The organism is Cetobacterium sp. (assembly GCF_051658645.1).
Taxonomy (GTDB): domain Bacteria; phylum Fusobacteriota; class Fusobacteriia; order Fusobacteriales; family Fusobacteriaceae; genus Cetobacterium_A.
In genome coordinates this window covers 1-20,202 of the sequence record NZ_JBOFMZ010000041.1, presented here as the reverse complement: position 1 = coordinate 20,202, position 20,202 = coordinate 1, and the positions used below count along the sequence as shown (strand labels likewise).

18 protein-coding genes, 1 pseudogene and 1 riboswitch are annotated in these 20,202 nt (G+C 28.3%); of the genes and pseudogenes, 15 read left to right on the top strand and 4 right to left on the bottom strand.

The annotated features are described in order from the left end of the window. Positions 1 to 724 precede the first annotated feature (724 nt). From ACRCZX_RS03935 to ACRCZX_RS03925, 3 genes are read left to right on the top strand one after another with little or no spacing between them, the layout of a single operon-like run. The gene (locus ACRCZX_RS03935; protein ID WP_438581643.1) at positions 725 to 1,594 is read left to right on the top strand and encodes an RluA family pseudouridine synthase; all 870 of its coding nucleotides are present in this window, start codon (positions 725 to 727) and stop codon (positions 1,592 to 1,594) included. A gap of 2 nt (positions 1,595 to 1,596) precedes the next feature. Beyond that, a complete protein-coding gene (locus tag ACRCZX_RS03930) occupies positions 1,597 to 2,100 on the top strand; it encodes an NUDIX hydrolase (RefSeq protein ID WP_438581642.1) in 504 nt (167 codons plus the stop codon). Beyond that, a complete protein-coding gene (locus ACRCZX_RS03925; RefSeq protein WP_438581641.1) occupies positions 2,097 to 2,882 on the top strand; it encodes a Cof-type HAD-IIB family hydrolase in 786 nt (261 codons plus the stop codon). Before ACRCZX_RS03930 ends, ACRCZX_RS03925 begins: the two co-directional genes overlap by 4 nt. A gap of 27 nt (positions 2,883 to 2,909) precedes the next feature. Here the strand turns inward: ACRCZX_RS03925 and ACRCZX_RS03920 are convergent, their stop codons facing one another. Next, positions 2,910 to 3,320: a hypothetical protein gene (locus ACRCZX_RS03920; protein ID WP_438581640.1), complete on the bottom strand. Its 411-nt coding sequence runs from the start codon at positions 3,318 to 3,320 to the stop codon at positions 2,910 to 2,912. 279 nt (positions 3,321 to 3,599) lie between these two features. Beyond that, positions 3,600 to 3,694: riboswitch (glycine riboswitch) on the top strand. Between the two features lie 126 nt (positions 3,695 to 3,820). Here ACRCZX_RS03920 and ACRCZX_RS03915 point away from each other — a divergent pair. From ACRCZX_RS03915 to ACRCZX_RS03905, 3 genes are all read left to right on the top strand, one after another. Continuing rightward, positions 3,821 to 5,167 (top strand): alanine/glycine:cation symporter family protein, encoded by a 1,347-nt coding sequence (locus ACRCZX_RS03915; RefSeq protein WP_438581639.1) that lies wholly within the window; start codon positions 3,821 to 3,823, stop codon positions 5,165 to 5,167. A gap of 128 nt (positions 5,168 to 5,295) precedes the next feature. Next, complete coding sequence (locus ACRCZX_RS03910; RefSeq protein WP_438581638.1) at positions 5,296 to 5,598, top strand: FMN-binding protein; 303 nt, start codon at positions 5,296 to 5,298, stop codon at positions 5,596 to 5,598. 73 nt (positions 5,599 to 5,671) lie between these two features. After that, positions 5,672 to 6,427, top strand: a complete 756-nt coding sequence (locus ACRCZX_RS03905; protein ID WP_438581637.1) for an IclR family transcriptional regulator — start codon at positions 5,672 to 5,674, stop codon at positions 6,425 to 6,427. 69 nt (positions 6,428 to 6,496) lie between these two features. Here the strand turns inward: ACRCZX_RS03905 and ACRCZX_RS03900 are convergent, their stop codons facing one another. Together ACRCZX_RS03900 and ACRCZX_RS03895 are read right to left on the bottom strand one after the other, a co-directional pair. Next, positions 6,497 to 7,486, bottom strand: coding sequence for a PfkB family carbohydrate kinase (locus ACRCZX_RS03900; RefSeq protein ID WP_438581636.1), 990 nt, complete (start codon positions 7,484 to 7,486; stop codon positions 6,497 to 6,499). 2 nt (positions 7,487 to 7,488) lie between these two features. Further along, positions 7,489 to 8,127 carry a bifunctional 2-keto-4-hydroxyglutarate aldolase/2-keto-3-deoxy-6-phosphogluconate aldolase gene (locus ACRCZX_RS03895; protein ID WP_438581635.1) on the bottom strand — a complete coding sequence of 213 codons (639 nt, stop codon included), beginning with the start codon at positions 8,125 to 8,127 and terminating at the stop codon, positions 7,489 to 7,491. 279 nt (positions 8,128 to 8,406) lie between these two features. On the opposite strand from ACRCZX_RS03895, the gene ACRCZX_RS03890 reads away from it, so the two are divergent. The 8 genes from ACRCZX_RS03890 (at position 8,407) to ACRCZX_RS03855 (ending at position 18,652) form a co-directional block, all read left to right on the top strand. Next, the gene (locus ACRCZX_RS03890; protein ID WP_438581634.1) at positions 8,407 to 9,102 is read left to right on the top strand and encodes a GntR family transcriptional regulator; all 696 of its coding nucleotides are present in this window, start codon (positions 8,407 to 8,409) and stop codon (positions 9,100 to 9,102) included. A 247-nt stretch (positions 9,103 to 9,349) separates the two neighbouring features. Beyond that, a complete protein-coding gene (uxaC, locus tag ACRCZX_RS03885; RefSeq protein WP_438581633.1) occupies positions 9,350 to 10,753 on the top strand; it encodes a glucuronate isomerase in 1,404 nt (467 codons plus the stop codon). A 30-nt stretch (positions 10,754 to 10,783) separates the two neighbouring features. Then, positions 10,784 to 11,830: a mannonate dehydratase gene (gene uxuA / locus ACRCZX_RS03880; RefSeq protein WP_438581632.1), complete on the top strand. Its 1,047-nt coding sequence runs from the start codon at positions 10,784 to 10,786 to the stop codon at positions 11,828 to 11,830. 26 nt (positions 11,831 to 11,856) lie between these two features. Further along, positions 11,857 to 13,452 carry a mannitol dehydrogenase family protein gene (locus ACRCZX_RS03875; RefSeq protein WP_438581631.1) on the top strand — a complete coding sequence of 532 codons (1,596 nt, stop codon included), beginning with the start codon at positions 11,857 to 11,859 and terminating at the stop codon, positions 13,450 to 13,452. Positions 13,453 to 13,474: 22 nt separating this feature from the next. Beyond that, positions 13,475 to 14,449, top strand: coding sequence for a TRAP transporter substrate-binding protein (locus tag ACRCZX_RS03870; RefSeq protein ID WP_438581630.1), 975 nt, complete (start codon positions 13,475 to 13,477; stop codon positions 14,447 to 14,449). A gap of 12 nt (positions 14,450 to 14,461) precedes the next feature. After that, positions 14,462 to 14,944, top strand: coding sequence for a TRAP transporter small permease (locus ACRCZX_RS03865; RefSeq protein ID WP_438581629.1), 483 nt, complete (start codon positions 14,462 to 14,464; stop codon positions 14,942 to 14,944). Further along, on the top strand, positions 14,944 to 16,242 hold the full coding sequence (locus tag ACRCZX_RS03860; protein WP_438581628.1) for a TRAP transporter large permease: 1,299 nt from the start codon (positions 14,944 to 14,946) through the stop codon (positions 16,240 to 16,242). Before ACRCZX_RS03865 ends, ACRCZX_RS03860 begins: the two co-directional genes overlap by 1 nt. A gap of 58 nt (positions 16,243 to 16,300) precedes the next feature. Further along, positions 16,301 to 18,652: a TIM-barrel domain-containing protein gene (locus ACRCZX_RS03855; protein WP_438581627.1), complete on the top strand. Its 2,352-nt coding sequence runs from the start codon at positions 16,301 to 16,303 to the stop codon at positions 18,650 to 18,652. 360 nt (positions 18,653 to 19,012) lie between these two features. On the opposite strand, the pseudogene ACRCZX_RS03850 reads toward ACRCZX_RS03855, so the two are convergent. Further along, positions 19,013 to 19,105, bottom strand: a pseudogene (locus tag ACRCZX_RS03850) (IS3 family transposase); the annotation flags it as partial. 682 nt (positions 19,106 to 19,787) lie between these two features. On the opposite strand from ACRCZX_RS03850, the gene ACRCZX_RS03845 reads away from it, so the two are divergent. Next, positions 19,788 to 20,066 (top strand): hypothetical protein, encoded by a 279-nt coding sequence (locus ACRCZX_RS03845; RefSeq protein WP_438581626.1) that lies wholly within the window; start codon positions 19,788 to 19,790, stop codon positions 20,064 to 20,066. Positions 20,067 to 20,202 lie beyond the last annotated feature (136 nt).

The following is a 20,202-nucleotide window of genomic DNA, read 5'->3' as shown; positions in this document are numbered from 1 at the left end:
ACAAATTGTCGCAATATAAAAAAAAGATCCATTAATTGTGGAATTGATAAATTTAGAGAAAAAGCAGAACCTATAGAAGGTTTATTTAAATAACGACAAATTGTCGCAATATAAAAAAAGATCTATTAATTGTGGAATTGATAAACCTAGAGAAAAAGTAGAAAATATTGGTGATTTATTTAAATAACGACAAATTGTCGCAATATAAAAAAAGATCTATTAATTGTAGAATTGATAAATTTAGAGAAAAAGTAGAAAATATTGGTGATTTATTTAAATAACGACAAATTGTCGCAATATAAAAAATAAAAACTATTAATTGTGGAATTGATAAATTTAGAGAAAAAGCAGAAAATATTGGTGATTTATTTAAATAACGACAAATTGTCGCAATATAAAAAAAAGATCCATTAATTGTGGAATTGATAAATCTAGAGAGAAAGCAGAACCTATAGAAGGTTTATTTAAATAACGACAAATTGTCGCAATATAAAAAATAAAAACTATTAATTGTAGAATTGATAAACCTAGAGAAAAAGCAGAAAATATTGGAGGTTTATTTAAATAACGACAAATTGTCGCAATATAAAAAAAGATCTATTAATTGTAGAATTGATAAATTTAGAGAAGAAGTAGAAAATATAGAAGGTTTATTTGAATAACGACAAATTGTCGCAATAAAATTAATCATATGTTATAATATAAATAAAAAAGAGGTAAATAAATGAATTTTAAAGTAACAGAAAAAAATGAGTTAATGAAATTTTTAGTGGAAAATTTAAAAAAGCAAAGTAAAAATAATATTAAAACATTGTTAGGAAAAGAACAAATAATAGTAAATGGAAAAGTAGAAAAACAATTCAATTTAGCTTTAAATCCAGGAGATGAAATATCTGTAAGTTGGGAAAAAAATAGAAATGACAAAACACCAAAAGGAATAAAAATACTTTTTGAAGATAAAGATGTAATTGTTATTGAAAAAGAATGTGGATTACTTTCGATTGCAACAGAAAAGAAAACAAATGAAAATACAGCATACAAATTATTAATGGACTATATAAAAGGAAGAGATAGAAAAGATAGAATATTCATAGTTCATAGACTAGATAAAGATACATCAGGAGTTATGATTTTTGCAAAAACTGAGGAAGTAAAAAAGCAATTACAAGAAAATTGGAATGAACTTGTTTTAGAAAGAGAGTATGCTGTTATAGTAGAAGGAGCAGTAAAAGAAAAAGAAGGCCAAATTAAATCTTACTTAAAAGAAAATTTAAACTTTATGACATATTCTGTAAAAGATGGTAATACAGGTGGAAAATTAGCTATAACAAACTATAAAGTAGAAAAAGTTAAAAGTAAATTTACATATTTAAAAGCCTCTCTTGAAACTGGAAGAAAAAATCAAATTAGAGTTCATATGAACGATATAGGTCATCCAGTAGTTGGAGATAAAAAATATGGAGCAAAAACAGATCCATTAAAAAGATTAGGATTGCATGCTGAGACTTTAACAATAACTCATCCAACAACAAATAAAAAAATAAGTTTTGTATCGCCTATACCAAGTGAATTTAAAAAAATAATAGGAGAGTAATTATGAAATTAGATGAGTTAAGATTTTTAAAAGTAAAAGTTGAAAAACATCCAACTAGAGATATTCAGTTAGAGTTTTTAGAAAAACCAAATGCTATTGCAGCTTTAATTTTAAATTCAACAGAAGATAAAATTTTGTTAGTTGAACAGTATCGTCCAGGAACAGCAGGAAAACTTTTAGAAATTCCAGCAGGTATAATTGAAAATAATGAAGATCCAAAAGATACGTTAAAAAGAGAAGTAAGAGAAGAAACTGGTTACGAAATAGAAAGTTTTAAAATATTATACACGCCACAAAAACCATTAATTTTATCACCAGGATATACTTCAGAAGAGTTATATGTATACATTGTAAAATTAAAATCAGAAAATGAAATAGTTTATGAAAAGCAATTAGATGAAGGTGAAGATTTAGAATGTTTCTGGTACTCTTTAGCTGAAACTTTAGAATTAACTAATGACTTTAAGACACATTATGCTTTAGAGTTATATAAAAATATAAGATGAAATCAATTGCACTTGATTTAGATGGAACATTATTGAACTCTGAAAAAGATATAAGTCACGAAAACATTTCAATATTAAGATTACTTTATAGCAAGGAAATAAAAATTTTTATAGTTACAGGAAGAATGTATACTGCAACACAAAAGATTATAAAGAAAATTGGGATACCTATAACCGCAATTTGTTATAATGGAGCTAAAGTAATTCATAGTGAAAATGATTCGATAACATTTGAACAACCGTTATCAGAAGAGATAGTGAAAGTTTTGATAGAAATTTCTCAAGAAAATAAAAGTCATTTGAATTTATATCAAAATGAAGAATGGTTCGTAGAAAATGAAAATGACTGGCAGACAAAATATTACGAAAAAAATATAGGATTCAAAGCTATTCAGAAAAAATTTAATAATTTAGCTTCATATGTAATGACAAAAGCTCTTTTTGTAGATGAAAGAATTAATTTACTTGAAATTGAAAAAAAAATTAAAAATAAATTAGGTGAAAAAGTTTATCTTACATATTCTCAAGAAAAATATTTGGAAGTTTTAAATTGTGATGTAAACAAAGGAAAAACTTTAGAAAGAATTTTAAAAGAAAATAAATTAGATTTAGAGAGTTGTGTTGCATTTGGAGACGCCAATAATGACAAAGAGATGTTAATTATGGTTGGTTGTGGAGTAGCTATGGGTAATGCAGAAGAAGAGCTAAAAAATATAGCAAACTATATAACAGATACTAATGATAACAACGGAGTTTGTAAATTTTTAGAACAAAAAATATAAAAAAGTGGACGTAAGTCCACTTTTTGTTTAAACACCTTCAGAAATACACCAAGATATTTCATCTTTCTTTTCAGCAAAGTTTTTTAAATATTTTAATTCAACCATTTGTCCGAAAAGTTTAAGTTGGAAAGTTCCAATAAAGCTTAAATTGTCTTTAAGTTCAACAGTTCTTCTACCATGGAATAAATTTCTTTTTTCTACAACATCTCCAATACGAACTAAAAGCATTCCTTTATTGAATCCTAAAATCTCTACTTCACCAACTTTTTCGTTGAATTCGTTTTTAACTCTTCTGTCTTTTCTAGATTCAGCATTAACTCTTCTGTTCTCAGCTCTTCTTCTATCATCGTTAGCTTTAACGATTCTTTTAGATTTTTTTAAGTTTTTCAGTTCGCTATATTCAGTACCTTTTGGTTTAGTCTTACTAATAATTTTCATAAATCACTCCTTTCAACAATTCTTTTATCATAATATTATAAATGCTTTTACAATTTTTTACAAGAACAATTAAAAATATTTCTAAAAATAAAAAAAAACTCCAAAAAAACTCCAAAAAAAAGATTGACAAAAATATATTTTCATTCTACAATAAACATCATAATAACATTAACAAAAAATTGAATAGAAAATCGGATGAAGGTATAGGGAGAGAGCTAGAAATAGCCACCGAAGAAGTAAATCTTTCAGGTTAGTTTAAAAAACTTGAGGACCTATACTGGACGAGCCTCTGGAGAGACTCTATGAGCACCGAAGGAGCAAACCCAAAAGAAATTTTGGACTAAACTCTCAGGTAAAAGGACAGAGGAATTATGTGATGAAATAGTTTTAAGTAACTATTTTTTGTGTATAATTCTTTTTTTTAATTCCAGAAGGCATTTTTTTAAATGTCTTCTTTTTTTATTCAGTTTTGCATTTAAAAAAATTTTAGGAGGAATCGAATGCAAAATCTTATAACTTCAATAAATAGTTTTTTATGGGGAAATTTTTTAATTGTTTTATTAATGGGAACAGGAATTTATTTTACTTTAAAGTTAAATTTTATTCAAATCAGAAAATTTAAAGAGGGAATAAAAAGTGTAACAGGCTCAATAAACTTAAATGGAAAAGCAGCAGATTCAAATGGCATGTCATCTTTCCAAGCTTTGGCAACAGCAGTAGCAGCACAAGTTGGAACAGGAAATTTAGCAGGAGCAGCAACAGCAATAGCTTCAGGAGGACCAGGAGCTATATTCTGGATGTGGGCAAGTGCATTTTTTGGAATGGCAACAGTTTATGTAGAAGCAATTTTAGGGCAAGTTTTTAAAAAAAGAATAGATGGTCAGATAACAGGAGGACCAGCTTATTATATTGAAAATTCACTAAAAAATAAAAAAGCAGCAAAAGGATTAGCTTATTTTTTTGCAATTGCATGCATAGCTGCATTGGGTTTAATGGGTAATGCAGTTCAAGCAAACTCAATTTCTGCAGCATTTAATAAAGCGTTTCAAATATCACCAGCTATTGTAGGAATCGTAGTTTCAATTTTAGCAGGAGTTGTATTTTTCGGTGGAATAAAAAGAATAGCCTCTGTAACTGAAAAAATAGTTCCGATTATGGCTGGACTTTACATAGTTGCTTGTTTTATAATAATATTAATAAATTATAAAGAGGTAATCCCAGCAATAACATCAATATTCTATTCTGCTTTTAATCCTAGTGCTGCACTGGGAGGTGCTATGGGTATCAGCGTAAAGCAGGCCGTTAGATATGGAGTAGCAAGAGGATTGTTTTCTAATGAAGCTGGAATGGGATCAACGCCACATGCTCATGCAATAGCAAAAGTTTCTCATCCAGGTGAGCAAGGTATAGTTGCAGTTATAACAGTTTTTATAGATACGTTTGTAGTTTTAACAGGAACAGCTTTGGTAATTTTAACTTCAAAAGTTTCATTAACTTCAGGAGCGGGGATTATTATAACGCAAGGAGCTTTTGCAGCAACACTAGGTAAATTTGGAGAAGTATTTATAGCAATATGTTTATTATTCTTTGCATTTTCAACAATAGTAGGATGGTACTTCTTTGGAGAAGCAAATGTAAGATATATATTTAAGAATAAAAAATCAATTAATGTGTACAGAGCAGTTGTAATGGTTATGATTGTTGTAGGTTCTGTTATGAATGTAGAGCTAGTTTGGGAGCTTGCGGATATGTTTAATGCAATGATGGTTTTACCAAATCTAATCGCTTTACTTGCTCTTGGAAAATATGCAAGAACAGCTATGAAAGAATATGATATTTTACCTTAATTAAAATAAAAAACTGAAAAGTGAATAAAAAATTAGTTAAATATATTTGCTTTTTTATTTATTGACACACAGAGATGATATACAGTATAATTAATTTACAAAATATTGATTATAAAAGGTGGGGAGTTATGAAAAAGGTTTTAATAGTAATGTTAGTAATATTATCAGCAACAACTTTTGCTGAAGTAAAAGAGGGTGTTGGATTAGGTTATGCAGATGACATAAAAGTTGCTGTAACACTTGAAGGAGATAAAATATTAGCAATTGAAGTAAAAGAAAATAGTGATACTCCAGGAATTGCAAATCCAGCAATTAAAGAGTTAACAAAGACTGTTCTAGAATCACAATCCTCTTCAGTAGATACTATAGCAGGAGCTACATATACTTCTGAAGGATTTTTAGAAGCTGTAAATAATGCAACTGGAAAATAATTACTACGAGTATCTGTGAAAGATACTCGTTTTTTTATAATGAAAAAAATCTAATGATGGAGAAGAAAAAATTATGAAGAAACTTGTACCCGCTATTGAAAAAATTGATAAAATTTTTAATTATTTATATTTAAATGAAAAAGCTACTCAGATAGAGATTTCTAACGAATTATCCATACCTAAAGCCACTACAAACAGATTACTATATACACTTGTTTCTATAGGATATATAGAACAAATTGGAAAAGAATATAGATTAGGAAATAAGTTTGAGTATTTTTCAACTGTTCATGAAAATTTTACAATAATTAAAAATATATCGTATCCATACCTAGAAAATCTTAGTCTTAATTTTAAAGAGACATTTAAAGTTAGTGTTTTTGATAAAAATAAAATTAAGGTAGTTGCCTCTGTTGAAAGTAACGATTATTATAAAATTACAGTGTCTGAAAATGCAATATTTCCTCTTCATGCTGGTGCAGCAAGTAAAATGTTAATTTGTCAACTAACAGAAAAAAAAATCAACTCTTTGTTACCTGAAAATTTACCTAAATATACCGAAAATACAATTAAAACTAGAGAAGAATTAAAAAAAGAACTTTTTAAAATTAATATAAAAAAAATAGCATTTGATAACATGGAGCATTCTTTAAGCATTAGTGCTGTTGCAATACCAATTTACAAAAAAAACAATACGATTATAGCAGCTTTAAGTTGTCCTTTTTTTAGTTCTAACTTTAATAAAGGTAATATTAATGAAATAATTATTGCGATGAAACAAGCTGCCAAGAATATAAGTGATGATTTGGAAAAAACATCTTATAAATAAAATGAATTTTAAAAAAATAAAAATCGATAAATTTATATGACATTTAGCATATAAATTTATCGATTTATTTTATCTAGAAACTGTTGAAATACCATTATTAATTATGTTATAAATTTCTTCTTTTGAAACTAAATTTGCGTCGCCTCTAACTGTGTGTTTATAAACAGAAGCAGCAGTTGCAAAGTCTACAATCTCTTTTGGTGAAAGGTTTTTATAGATCCCAAATAAAGCACCTGCAGCAAAAGCATCACCACCACCTACTCTATCTATAATACTAAAAGTATACTTAGTTGAATTTATAAGCTCTCCATTCTTAAAAATAAAACCAGTTAAAGAATTTTCATTAACTGTATGAGTTTCACGTTTAGTTGAAAGAAGATATTTAATATTTGGATATTGTTTTGAAATTTGCTTGTAATATTCTATTAAGTCAGAATGATTTCCAAGTTTCAGAATATTTTTAGCATCTAAAATTCCAGCAAAACATATATCTATATATTTTAAATAACTAGATAATATAGGTGCAGCTTCTTCTAAAGTCCAAAGTTTACCTCGGTAGTTAAAATCAAAACTAATTAAAACCCCCATCTCTTTAGCCTTTATCATAATTTTATTCATTAGTTCCTGACAGCTATTTGAAACTGCAGGAGTAATTCCAGAAAGATGTAATATCTTACAATTTTTTAAAATGTTTTCAATTTGAAGTTCACTATAATTTAAAGTAGAAAATGAAGAATATTTTCTATCATATACAACAGATGAAGCTCTAATGCTTGTCCCCACTTCAAGATAATAAGTTCCAAGTCTTTCTCCGCCTAAAACAATATTTTCTGTATTTACATTGTTTGATTTTAAATATCTAAAGATTGAATCAGAAAGAGGATTTTTGGGTAGTTTAGTAACATACTCAGATTCAATTCCAAAGTTAGCAAGTGAAACTGCTACATTAGCTTCGCCACCACCATAGTCAGCTCTAAAAGAGTTACTTTGTATAAATCTATTGTTATTTTCTGTAGAAAGACGTAACATGATCTCTCCAAGAGTTACTATTTTACTCATAATTAAATCTCCTTTCTAACCTCTTTAATTTTTTGAACAAAAGCTTTAGCAGCTGCAGTTATTTCTTCACTTGGTCCAGTAGCAAGTTTACCTCCAACACCAACAGCAACAACACCATTTTTAATCCATTGGTCTACATTTTCTATTGATACTCCACCTGTAGGCATTATATTTACTCCTGGAAGAGGAGCTTTTACAGCTTTTATAAAATCTGGTCCAAAAGCACTTCCAGGGAAAAGTTTTATGATATCGCAGCCTAATTCCATAGCTTTAATCATTTCTGTTATAGTCATACATCCAGGCATGTAAGGAATAGAATATCTATTACAAAGTTTAGCAGTTTCAGCATCAAATCCAGGAGAAACAATATATTTTGCTCCAGCTAATATTGCTAGTCTAGCAGTTTCAGTATCAAGTACAGTTCCTGCTCCAATTATAAAATCATCTCCAGGGAATTCTTTTGAAAGTTCTCTAATAACTTCTGTTGCACCTGGGACAGTATAAGTTACTTCAATTGCATTTACTCCACCAGCTATACAAGCATTTGAAATACGTTTAGCTTCTTCTAAGTTTTCAGCTCTAACAACAGCAACAACACCTGTCTTAATAATTTTATCTATAATCTCGTGTTTTTTTAACATAATTTCTCCTTTATTGTTTATAGTATATTTTATGAATGTATTCTATAGAAAAAAAAATAAACATGCAATTGATATTAAAATATAAAATTTCATATATAAAACTAAAAATTATTTAAATTATGTCAGAAATTAAAGAAAGGTAAAGTATAAACAAATATTCATAATAAAATTGAGTTCCACATATGAAACTTAACTATATATATGTTTTCTATTATAACTAGCATACATAAAAAAATACTGTTATAATATTTAAAAATATAAATTTATAGGAGATATAAAATGATATTACAAGATGTGTTTAAAAAAAATACTGAAAATACTAGGCAATATATATATCGGGTTCTTCGAGAAAATATAATGAATTTAAATTTAAAACCAGGTGAAGCTATAAGAGAGATAGAATTAAGCGGGATTTTAAATGTCAGTAGAACCCCTTTAAGAGAAGCTATAGTTCAGTTGATAGAAGAGAAGCTTTTAGAAGTTTTTCCTCAAAGGGGATCATTTGTTTCAAAAATAAATTTAAATTTAGTTGAAGAAGCTGTTTTTGTTAGAGAACTATGCGAAATTAAAATTATAAAAATGGCTTGTCAAAAAGAAAATATAGAGGAGTTAATAAATAAATTAGAGAAAAATATAGAATATCAAAAAATAGTTTTAAATTTTAATCAAGATTTACATGAATTCTTTATATTAGATAATGAATTTCATTATCTAATATTTGATTATTTTAATAAAAAATATAGTTGGAAAGCAATTAAAAGATTATCGACACATTATGATCGATTAAGATTATTAGATGCTCTAGAAAAAACAAATATAAAAATAACTTTAGAGCAACATATAAAAATAGTAGAATTAATTAAAAGTAAAAATATCAAAAAACTTGAAAACCATATTGAAAAACATCTTTTAAATTATAGAGATGTAATAAAGAAATACGAATTAAAATATCCAGAATATTTTTGTAATAAATAGTGATTAAATATATTAAAAATTTATAAAAGCCTTTAAGTCGAGAAAAATTAATATTCTCTCAACTCAAGGGCTTTTTTTTAATATGTATGGGTTAATTAAAAAAACAAGTTTATCTACAACAGGTTATTATTGGCTTTTAAAGCTTTAATTACGACTAAAAAAACTAAAATAGTACAAAAAAGTTGACAAACAAAAAAAACGTGTTATCATACTTGTATACAACAAAAGATTTTAAAAGGAGTTTTTTATGAGAAAATTTATGGACTCAGATTTTTTATTAAAAAATGCTATTAGTAAAAAGTTATATGAATACGCAGAAAAAATGCCGATATTTGATTATCATTGCCACCTTAATCCAAAGGAGATAGCAGAAAATAAAAGCTATAGCAATATAACACAAATTTGGCTTTATGGTGATCACTACAAGTGGAGAGCTATGAGATCAAATGGGATAGACGAAAAGTATATAACGGGAGATGCAACTGATTTTGAGAAGTTTTTAGCTTTTGCAGAGACGATGGAATATGCTTATGGAAATCCACTTTTTCATTGGTCACATTTAGAGTTAAAAAGATACTTCGGAATTGAAGAGGTTTTAAATAGAAAAACAGCAGAAACTATCTGGAACAAAGCGAATGAACTTTTACAAACAGAGGATTTCAGAGCTAAAAAACTTATTGAAAGATCAAATGTAAAAGCTCTTTGTACAACCGATGACCCAATCGATACATTGGAGTATCATAGAGAGATTTTGAAAGATGAAAACTTCAAAGTTAAAGTTCTTCCAACATTTAGACCTGATAAGGCTATCTACTTAGAAAAAGAAGATTACTTAATCTGGCTTAACAACTTAGAAAAAGTATCTAAAGAAAAAATAGAAACTTTTGAAAAGTTAATAGCAGTTTTAGAAACTAGAGTAGAGTATTTTAAAGCAAATGGATGTCTAGTTACAGACCATAGTTTAGAAGCACCATTCTTCAGCAGAGATACTGAGAATAAAATAGAAGAGATTTTCAAGAAAAGATTAGCCCAAGAAAAGCTGACTAAAGAGGAAGCGGATATCTATAAAACAGAGATATTCTTAGCTCTTGGAAAAATCTACTACAAAAATGATTTAGGAATGCAACTGCATATGGGTGCTCTTAGAAACAACAGCGAAAGAATGTTTAAAAGATTAGGTGCAGATGTAGGGTTTGATTCTATAGCAGATAACAGCTATGGAGAAGTTCTATCAAAGTTGTTAAACAGCTTAGATGTAAATGGAGAACTTCCAAAAACAATTCTTTACTGTTTAAATCCAAAGGACAATGAGGTTCTAGGAACTATGATTGGAAACTTCCAAAATAGCGATACTCCAGGAAAAATTCAATTTGGATCTGGTTGGTGGTTTAATGACCAGAAAGATGGAATGATTCGTCAGATGACAGCTTTATCTCAACTTGGACTTTTAAGAAGGTTTGTAGGGATGTTAACAGACTCAAGAAGCTTCCTATCTTACACAAGACATGAGTATTTCAGAAGAATACTTTGTAATCTTGTTGGAACTTGGGTAGAGGATGGAGAGATTCCATACGATGAAGAAATTTTAAAAGCTATGATTGAAGAGATATGCTTCGAGAACGCAAAGAACTATTTTAAGTTAGAAATTTAATTGATATAAAGATATTTTAAGGAGGAAAAAGTGAAATTATCATTTAGATGGTATGGAGAAAACGATCCAGTTAAACTGGAATATATAAAACAAATCCCTACAATGGATAGCATCGTAACAGCAATATACGATGTTCCTGTTGGAGAGATTTGGCCAATGGAGAAAATATTAGCTTTAAAAGAAACCGTAGAGAAAGCTGGATTAAAGTTTGATGTTATAGAAAGTGTTCCTGTTCATGAGGATATCAAATTAGGTACAGGAAGAAGAGACGAGTTAATTGAAAACTACAAACAAAATATTAGAAATTTAGGTGCTGCTGGAGTTAAAGTAATATGCTATAACTTTATGCCAGTATTTGATTGGACTAGATCACAATTAGATAAAGAGTTGGAAGATGGATCAACAGCTCTTGTATATTATAAAGATCAAGTTGATGCTTTAGATCCATTAAACAGTAACTTATCTTTACCAGGATGGGATTCAAGTTATACAAAAGAAGAACTAGCTGAGCTATTTGCTAGTTATAAGAGTATCGGAGCAGAAGGACTATGGGCTAACTTAGAACATTTCTTAAAAGAGATTATTCCAGTTGCTGAAGAAGCGGATGTTGACATGGGTATCCACCCTGACGATCCACCTTGGCCAATCTTCGGTCTTCCAAGAATCATAACTTCTGAGGAAAGCATCGATAGATTATTAAATATCATAGATAGCAAAAACAACGGATTAACTCTTTGTACAGGGTCTTTAGGGTGTGCTAACTTTAACAATATGGAAAAATTAGTAGATAAATACAGTGCAATGGGAAGAATTCACTTTATGCACGTAAGAAATGTAAAGCTTCTAGAAGATGGTGTAAGTTTTGAAGAATCAGCTCACTACTCAGGATGTGGATCATTAGATATAGTTAATATTTTAGCAGCGCTTCATAAAAACAACTTTACAGGATACTTAAGACCAGATCATGGAAGAATGATTTGGGGAGAAACAGGAAAACCTGGATATGGATTATATGATAGAGCTCTTGGAGCAAGTTATATAACTGGAATTTGGGAAACTCTTTCTAAGTTAAAGTAACATTTATCAACAAAAGGAGATAGGACATGAAATTAAACTTAAAGGATATAAAAAATATAGATAATTCATTAGGGGTAATAGTACCAACATATGATATTGAAAAAATAAAAGAAGAAACTTTAAAAACACCAAAGTGGTTACACTTTGGTGCAGGAAATCTTTTTAGAGCATATATGGGTAAAATAGGACAAGTTTTAATTGAAAAAAATCTAGAGAATACAGGAATTATAGTAGCAGAAAGCTTTGATACTGAGATAATAGATACGGTTTATACACCATTTGATAATTTGACTATTTTAACAACGTTAAATAAAAATGGAGATTTTCAAAATGAAATTTTAGGAAGTATCGTTAAATCAATTAAAGCAACATCAGAAAATTTTTTAACTTTAGAAAACATCGTGAAAAATATATCGTTACAGATAATAAGTTTTACTGTAACTGAAAAAGGTTATAATTTAAAAGATTCAAAAGGAGATTATTTTGAAATTATTTTGGATGATTTTAAAAATGGATTTAATTCACCTAAACATATTATGAGTTTAATTACGAAATTGTTATATTCAAGATTTAAAATGAATGAAGCACCAATAAGCTTACTAAGTATGGATAATTGTTCTGGAAATGGAGATAAGTTAAAAAAAGCTATTTTAGAGATAGCTAAAGTTTGGAATATGAATAAAGTTGTTGAAAATGAATTTTTGATATATTTAGAAGATGAATCAAAAGTTACATATCCAGTAACTATGATAGATAAAATAACTCCAAGACCTGCTGAAGAAGTAAAAGATATTCTTGAGAAATTAGGATTTGAAAATATGTTGCCAATTATAACAAGCAAAAATAGTTTTGTAGCTCCTTTTGTTAATGCTGAAATTCCTGAATATTTTGTTGTAGAAGATAAGTTTCCTAATGGAAGACCTAAATTTGAAGAAGTTGGAGTTTTCTTGACAGATAGAGAAACAGTTGAAAAAACAGAAAAAATGAAAGTTACAACTTGTTTAAACCCATTACATACAACATTAGCAATATTTGGATGTATTTTAAATAAAAAATCAATTTATGATGCCGCAAGTGATGAAGCTTTAAATAAGTTAATAAAAAAAGTTGGTTATAATGAAGCTTTAAAAGTTGTAGAAAATCCAGGAATAATCGATCCAAAAGCTTTTATAGATGAGGTTATAAATGATAGATTTTTAAATCCATTTATTCCAGATCAACCTGAAAGAATTGCAACAGATACTTCTCAAAAGATAGCTATTAGATTTGGAGAAACAATTAAATCATATGTAACTAATGAAAATTTAGATGTTAAATCATTAAAATACATTCCATTAGTTTTAGCTGGATGGTTTAGATACCTTTTAGGAGTGGATGATAAAGGAGTAGAGAGATCAGTTAGTAATGATCCAATGTTAGATATGCTAAAGGCTGAATTAAAAGGGATTCAATTTGGAAAACCAGAAAGTTATACAGGACAACTGAAAAATATACTTAGAAATGAAAGAGTATTTGGAATTGATTTAGAAAAGATTGGTCTCTCAGAATTAATAGAAAATTATTTTGTTCAAATGTTATCTGGGGAAGATGCTGTTAGAAACACTTTACATAAGTATCTATAAAAATCGCACGGGGAGAAAAAAAATGAAAAAGATATTAATTTTAATCATTACATTATTTTCAATTTTAGGATGTAATAAGAATGAGATAGATAATCAAATAAACTTAAAATTAGCTCATGGATTAAGTGAGACACATCCTGTACATATAGGAATGCTTAAGTTTATGGAGTTAGTTGAAACTAAAACAGATGGGGATATAAAAATTCAAATTTTTCCAAATGGTCAATTAGGTCAAGAAAGAGAATTAATAGAGTTATTACAGGCAGGTGCTATAGATTTAACAAAAGCGAGTGCTTCACCAATAGAAGGATTTGTTAAAGAATATGCTATTTTTTCAATGCCTTACTTATTTGATAGCTACAATCATTTTTTAAGAGTTTTAAAAAGTCCTGTTGGAGAAGAATTTTTAAGTATGACAGAGAAAAATGGATTCGTAGGATTAGGGTATTTTACAGCAGGTACAAGAAATTTTTATGGCTCAAAACCTATAGAAACACCAGAAGACTTAAAAGGTTTAAAGATTAGAGTTCAACCAAGTAATACAGCTATTAAAATGGTTGAACATTTAGGAGGAACTGCAACACCATTATCATACGGAGAATTATACACTGCTTTACAACAAAGGGTTGTAGATGGCGCTGAAAATAATATTTCAGCAATAACAACAGATAGACACGGTGAAGTTTCAAAGTTTTATTCATATGATGAACATACTATAGTACCAGATGTTTTCTTTATTAGTAATTCTACTTGGAAAAAGTTAAATGATAAACAAAAAGAGATATTAAAAAAATCTGCGGAAGAAGCATTCGATTTCCAGGTAGCTTTATGGGATGAGATGGAAAAAATACAAATAGAGCAAGCAAAAGAGATGAATGTTAAATTTGTATATCCTGATAAAAAACCATTTCAAGAGATGGTTCAGCCAATGTATGAAGAGTTAATGAAGAATGAAAAAATGGCAAGTTTGATTAATTCTATAAAGAATACTAATTAGAGGGGAATAAGTATGGAAGAGATAAGAAATAAAATAAATAAAATAATAATTTTATTTTCATCATTTGTTTTAGTTTTATTAGTTTTAGCAGTAACATGGCAAGTAATATCAAGATATGTATTGAATAGTCCTAGTACTTTCACTGATGAACTTTCTAGATTCAGTTTAATATGGATAGGTTTATTAGGTGCTACTTATTCATTTGGAGTGAAAGCCCATTTGTCAATAGACTTGATTTTAACAAGAATTAAAGGGAGAAAACAAATACTTTTAAAACTATTTATAGCTATATTAGTTTTATTATTAGTTTTATTAGTTCAAATAATAGGTGGCGGACAGTTATCATTTAATACAATGGGGCAATTATCTCCGTCGTTACAAATTCCTATGGGAGTTGTATATTCAATTCTTCCTATTTCTGGAGTGATAAATTTACTTTATATGATGATAGATATAATTGAGTTAAAAGCACTATTAAAAGAAGGTGAGATATAATGGGATTAACGATAGCAGTTTTATTTGTAAGTTTTTTTCTCTTATTAGCTATAGGAACTCCAATTTCAGTCGGGATTGGATTAGCATCATTTTTAACAATATTAATAAATTTACCATTTGATGTAGCTGTTATAGCTTCTGCTCAAAAAATGATAACGGGAATGGATAGTTTTACTTTGTTAGCAATACCATTTTTTATTCTTTCTGGAAGTATTATGAATACAGGAGGAATAGCAATCAAGCTTGTTAATTTTGCTAAATTATTAGGAGGAAGATTACCAGGATCGTTAGCTCAGGTAAATGTTTTAGGTAATATGTTGTTTGGATCAATTTCAGGATCAGCTGTTGCAGCAGCTGCAGCAATAGGAGGGACATTAGATCCATTGCAAAAAGAAGAAGGATATGATCCAAAATTTTCAGCAGCAGTAAATATAGCATCATCACCAACAGGATTATTGATACCACCAAGTGGTTCTTTAATTGTATTCTCTCTAGTTAGTGGTGGAACATCAATAGGTGCTTTATTTGTAGCTGGTTATATTCCAGGAATATTAATGGGGCTAAGTGTTATGATAATAGCATATTTTATAGCTAAAAAAAATAATTATCCTGTGGAGAAAAAAGTATCTATGCAAGAAGCTTCAAAAGTTGTTTTAGATGCAATTCCAAGTTTACTTTTAATAGTGATAGTGATAGGTGGAATTATAGCAGGAATATTTACAGCTACAGAGGCATCAGCAATATCTGTTGTTTATACTTTGTTTTTATCAGTATGTATTTATAGAAGTTTAACTTTAGAGCATGCAAAGACAATATTTAAAGATACTGTGAAAATGACAGGAATAATAATGTTTCTAATAGGAGCTTCTAGTATTATGTCTTGGGCAATGGCATTCTCAACAATTCCTCAATATATAACAAATGCAATATTATCTTTATCTGATAATAGAATAATAATATTGTTATTGATGAATATAATATTATTAATTACAGGGACATTTATGGATTTAACACCTGCAATATTGATCTTTACACCAATATTTTTACCTATTGCAACTAAATTAGGTCTTCATCCAGTTCATTTTGGAATAATGTTAGTATCTAATCTATGTATAGGAATATGCACACCGCCAGTAGGAAGTGTTTTATTCATAGGATGTGGAATTGCCAAGGTAAAAATAGAAGAAGTAATAAAAGAACTTATTCCTTTCTTTATAGGTTTAATTATAACATTATTAATGATAACATATATTCCGTGGATAAGCTTAGGATTACCCAAGCTGTTTAAATTATTATAAAAATATTATATAAATAAGGAGGTTGAGGATAGATTTTATCTATCCTCATAAAAATATTATGGGGATTAAATTAAATTATTTATTTAAAAAAATAGAAGAAAAGCAAAATATAATAACATTTATTTCAGAGCAGTTAAATTTAGAAGTAAAAATATCTATTTTAGAAAAAGATATTTTTAAAGTTACATTTTTAAAAGATGGTAAGTTAAGACTTGGAAAAACTTGGACAGTAACACCTGGAATGGAGGACTTTTTGACTGAAGGAAGAGATAGATTTGATCATAGTGTTTTTGAGTTGCCTAAATATGAAGTTTTAGAAACAACAGAAAATGTAACTATCTTAACAAATTTACTAAAAGTAACTGTAGATCTTAACGGAATGAAAATGACTTGGTTTGGTAAAATAAACAATAGCTGGATAAAAATAGCCCAAGATAGAAAAACACAAGCGTATAACTTTGGATATTGGGATAAACATATTTATCATTATTTAGAAAGAGATTTAAAGGAACAATATTTTGGATTTGGTGAAAAAAGTGGAAAAGTAAATAAGCATTTTAGAAGAATGAGAATGAAAAATTTAGATCCAATGGGCTATGATGCAGAATATAGTGATCCTTTATATAAACATATTCCATTTTATATAACTAGAAATCCAGAAACTGAATATTCATTTGGATTATTCTATGATAATTTCTCAACAGTTACTTTTGAGATGGGAACAGAACTAGATAACTACCACGGATTATATAGATATTTTGAGGCTAAAGATGGAGATTTAGACTATTATGTTATTGCTGGGCCACAAGTTAAAGATGTAACGGAAAGATTCTCTTGGTTAACTGGAAAAACTATATTTTCACCTAAATGGAGTATCGGTTATTCAGGATCAACTATGACTTATACAGATTTACCAGAGTCACAAAAACTGTTAAATAATTTCTTAGATGATTGTAAAAAATATGAAATTCCATGTGATTCATTCCAATTGTCTTCAGGATACACTTCTATTGGAGATAAGAGATATGTATTTAATTGGAATAATGAAAAGTTCCCAAATGTAAAAGAGTTTACAAATAATTATCATGCAAATGGAGTTAGACTTTGTGCAAATATAAAGCCTGCATTTTTACATGACCATCCAAAATTTAATGAAATGAAAGAGAAAGCCCTATTTGTAAAAGAGAGAGTTAGTGATGAGCCTGAGTTAGTTCAATTCTGGGATGATAATGGAGCGTACATAGACTTTACAAATCAAGAGGCTATTAATTGGTGGAAAGAAAATTTAAAAAAGAAACTTTTAGAGTTAGGAATTGACTCAACTTGGAATGATAATAATGAATATGAGATTTGGGACCCAAAAGCTAGATGTAATGGATTTGGGGAAGAGTTGGATATAGAGTTAATAAGACCAATTCAAACTTTACTTATGATGAAATCATCATTTGAAGCTCAAAAAGAGTTTGATGAAAATAAAAGACCATATCTTATCTCAAGAGCTGGATGTCCTGGTATGCAAAAATATGTTCAAACATGGTCTGGAGATAATAGAACGGAATGGAAAACATTAAGATATAACAATTATATGGCAATAAGTTTATCTTTATCAGGAGTTTATAATTTAGGTCATGATGTTGGAGGTTTCTCAGGTCCAGCACCATCTCCAGAACTATTTGTAAGATGGATACAAAATGGTATTTTTTATCCAAGATTTACAATTCATTCTTGGAACGATGATAAAACAGTAAATGTACCTTGGATGTATAAAGAAGTTTTACCAGAGATAAAAAAAGCTATGGACTTTAGAAGAAAAATAACTCCTTATATGTATAATTTATTATATAGAGCCCATATTGATGGAACTCCAATAATGAAACCAACGTTTTATAACTATGAAGCTGATAAAAATACATTTAATGAGAATGATGAATTTTTATTAGGTGATAATATGTTAGTTGCAACTGTGATTACGGAAGGAGAAAAATCAAGAAAAGTATACTTACCAGAAGGAAACTCATGGTATGACTATAATACTAACAAAATATATGAAGGTGGTCAAACGATAGAGGTTGAGGCAGGTTTAGGTACCTTCCCACTATTTATAAAAGAGGGAGCAATTATTCCTATAAATACTATTAATGATTATAATTTTGAAACAAAAGATGAAGATAGAAGAGGATTTATTGTTTATGCATCTGAAAAGACTGATAAAACAAAGTTTATATCATTTGAGGATGATGGATTAACACAAAACTATAAATCAGGAAAATGTGCAAAAATAACTGTAGAAGTAGAAACTAGTGAAGAGATAGTTTCTATAAATATTCAAAAAGATGGGGATATTAAATTTATTCAAGACAAATATGAAATAATTGTTATAGATTCAAAAAATAGAAAAATAATAAAATAAGCAGAAGTTTCTTCAAATATATCTACTCAGTTGGTAAATTACAAAAATAACTAAATAATAGGAGATTTCTATATCATTGGATATAGTAGTCTCCTTTTCTATTTTGGTGCTAAGTCAAGTTTTTAGACACCATTTCTTCAAGTGAATCAATACAAATGTTATGATTAGAAAAACATCCTAACCATAACATGTTTTCTGGTTTGAGTTTACCACGATTGCTTTTTTTTAATTTAGATTGCTCGCAATCTCCTCGATGTGTTTATTTGAAAACATATTTAAAAAATTATTTCTAAGTTGTTTATTATTCAAAAAAAACTCCTTCAGTTATTACTTAAGAAGGTTATCATAAATTACACAAAATTAAAAGCTTAGCTTGATAGCTATGGATAAGTAGCCTAACTTTTTCTGAATTCTACAAGAATTATACCAACCTTCGATGTAATCAAATAGCGACCTCTTAGTTTCTTAAAAGTTCTTACTTTGTTTAAATAAATAGATTATGTTTTGAGCACCTAATAATTATCTTGTGGCATTAGCCTTCTTAATTAGCTCTATAGGACTCCCATCCAATTGTATGGAGATCTAAAAAAGAGGGGAAATAACACAACCCATAATCCTTAGTTTTAATTTATGTAATGTCTTCTACAATTTTTTCTGCTATTTTTTTAGTTGGAAAATTTTATTTTAATAAACTCCCTGCCAACGGTTCTTTTATCTCTTTTATCTTTAGAAGTTTGAGGTTTATATTCTTTTCTAACAATTGATTTTATTTCTAATTTCTGCATAATTTTCTGGACTAATTTTAAACTACATTTAATTTCTAATCGTTCTAGAAAAGTCTATATTTTAAAAGCACCATATATTGAACTGAACCCCAGAAAGTGGACAAAATAATTATCAACGATTTTTAGAAAGGAAGTTGGATTAATGATTCAAGATAACTATCTTCTTAACTTAAGCAAAATTTTGAGGTATAATTATATCATAAAATAAAATTATTAGGAGTATGGCTAGAAAATGGTATTGCACCTTCTCAAATATCTCGTTGGGTAAATGAGTTTAAAGGGCAGGTATCTCTATTTTTTCCAAAGATATATCTAGCTCTAAAAAAATTAGATTTACAGCTGAAGAAAAAATGTTTTTTGTTTTAAAATTTAGAGAACTAAATATATCTCTATTAGCATTTTGTAGATTGTACGGTGTTGAAAGTACAGCTATTCACAGATGGTCGATTAAATATGATTATGATGGATTAGAATCACTTCAAGAAATAAAAGTTAAAACTCTTTATTCTTCACATATATTGATTAATTCTGTAGAAGATTATTTAACTGGAAATTTTTCAATGCTTCAAATTGTTAAAAAATATAATCTTTGTGGTGATGGTCTTTTAAGGAAATGGTTGAAGTGGTAATACTCCTAAATGGAATGTTAAAATAGGAGAGTTTATGGCTAGAGAGAAAATTTCGAAAGATGATAAAATTAAAATGGTTTTACAGAATATTAGTGGAAATAAAAGTGTAAAAAAAATTGCTATTGAAAATAATGTT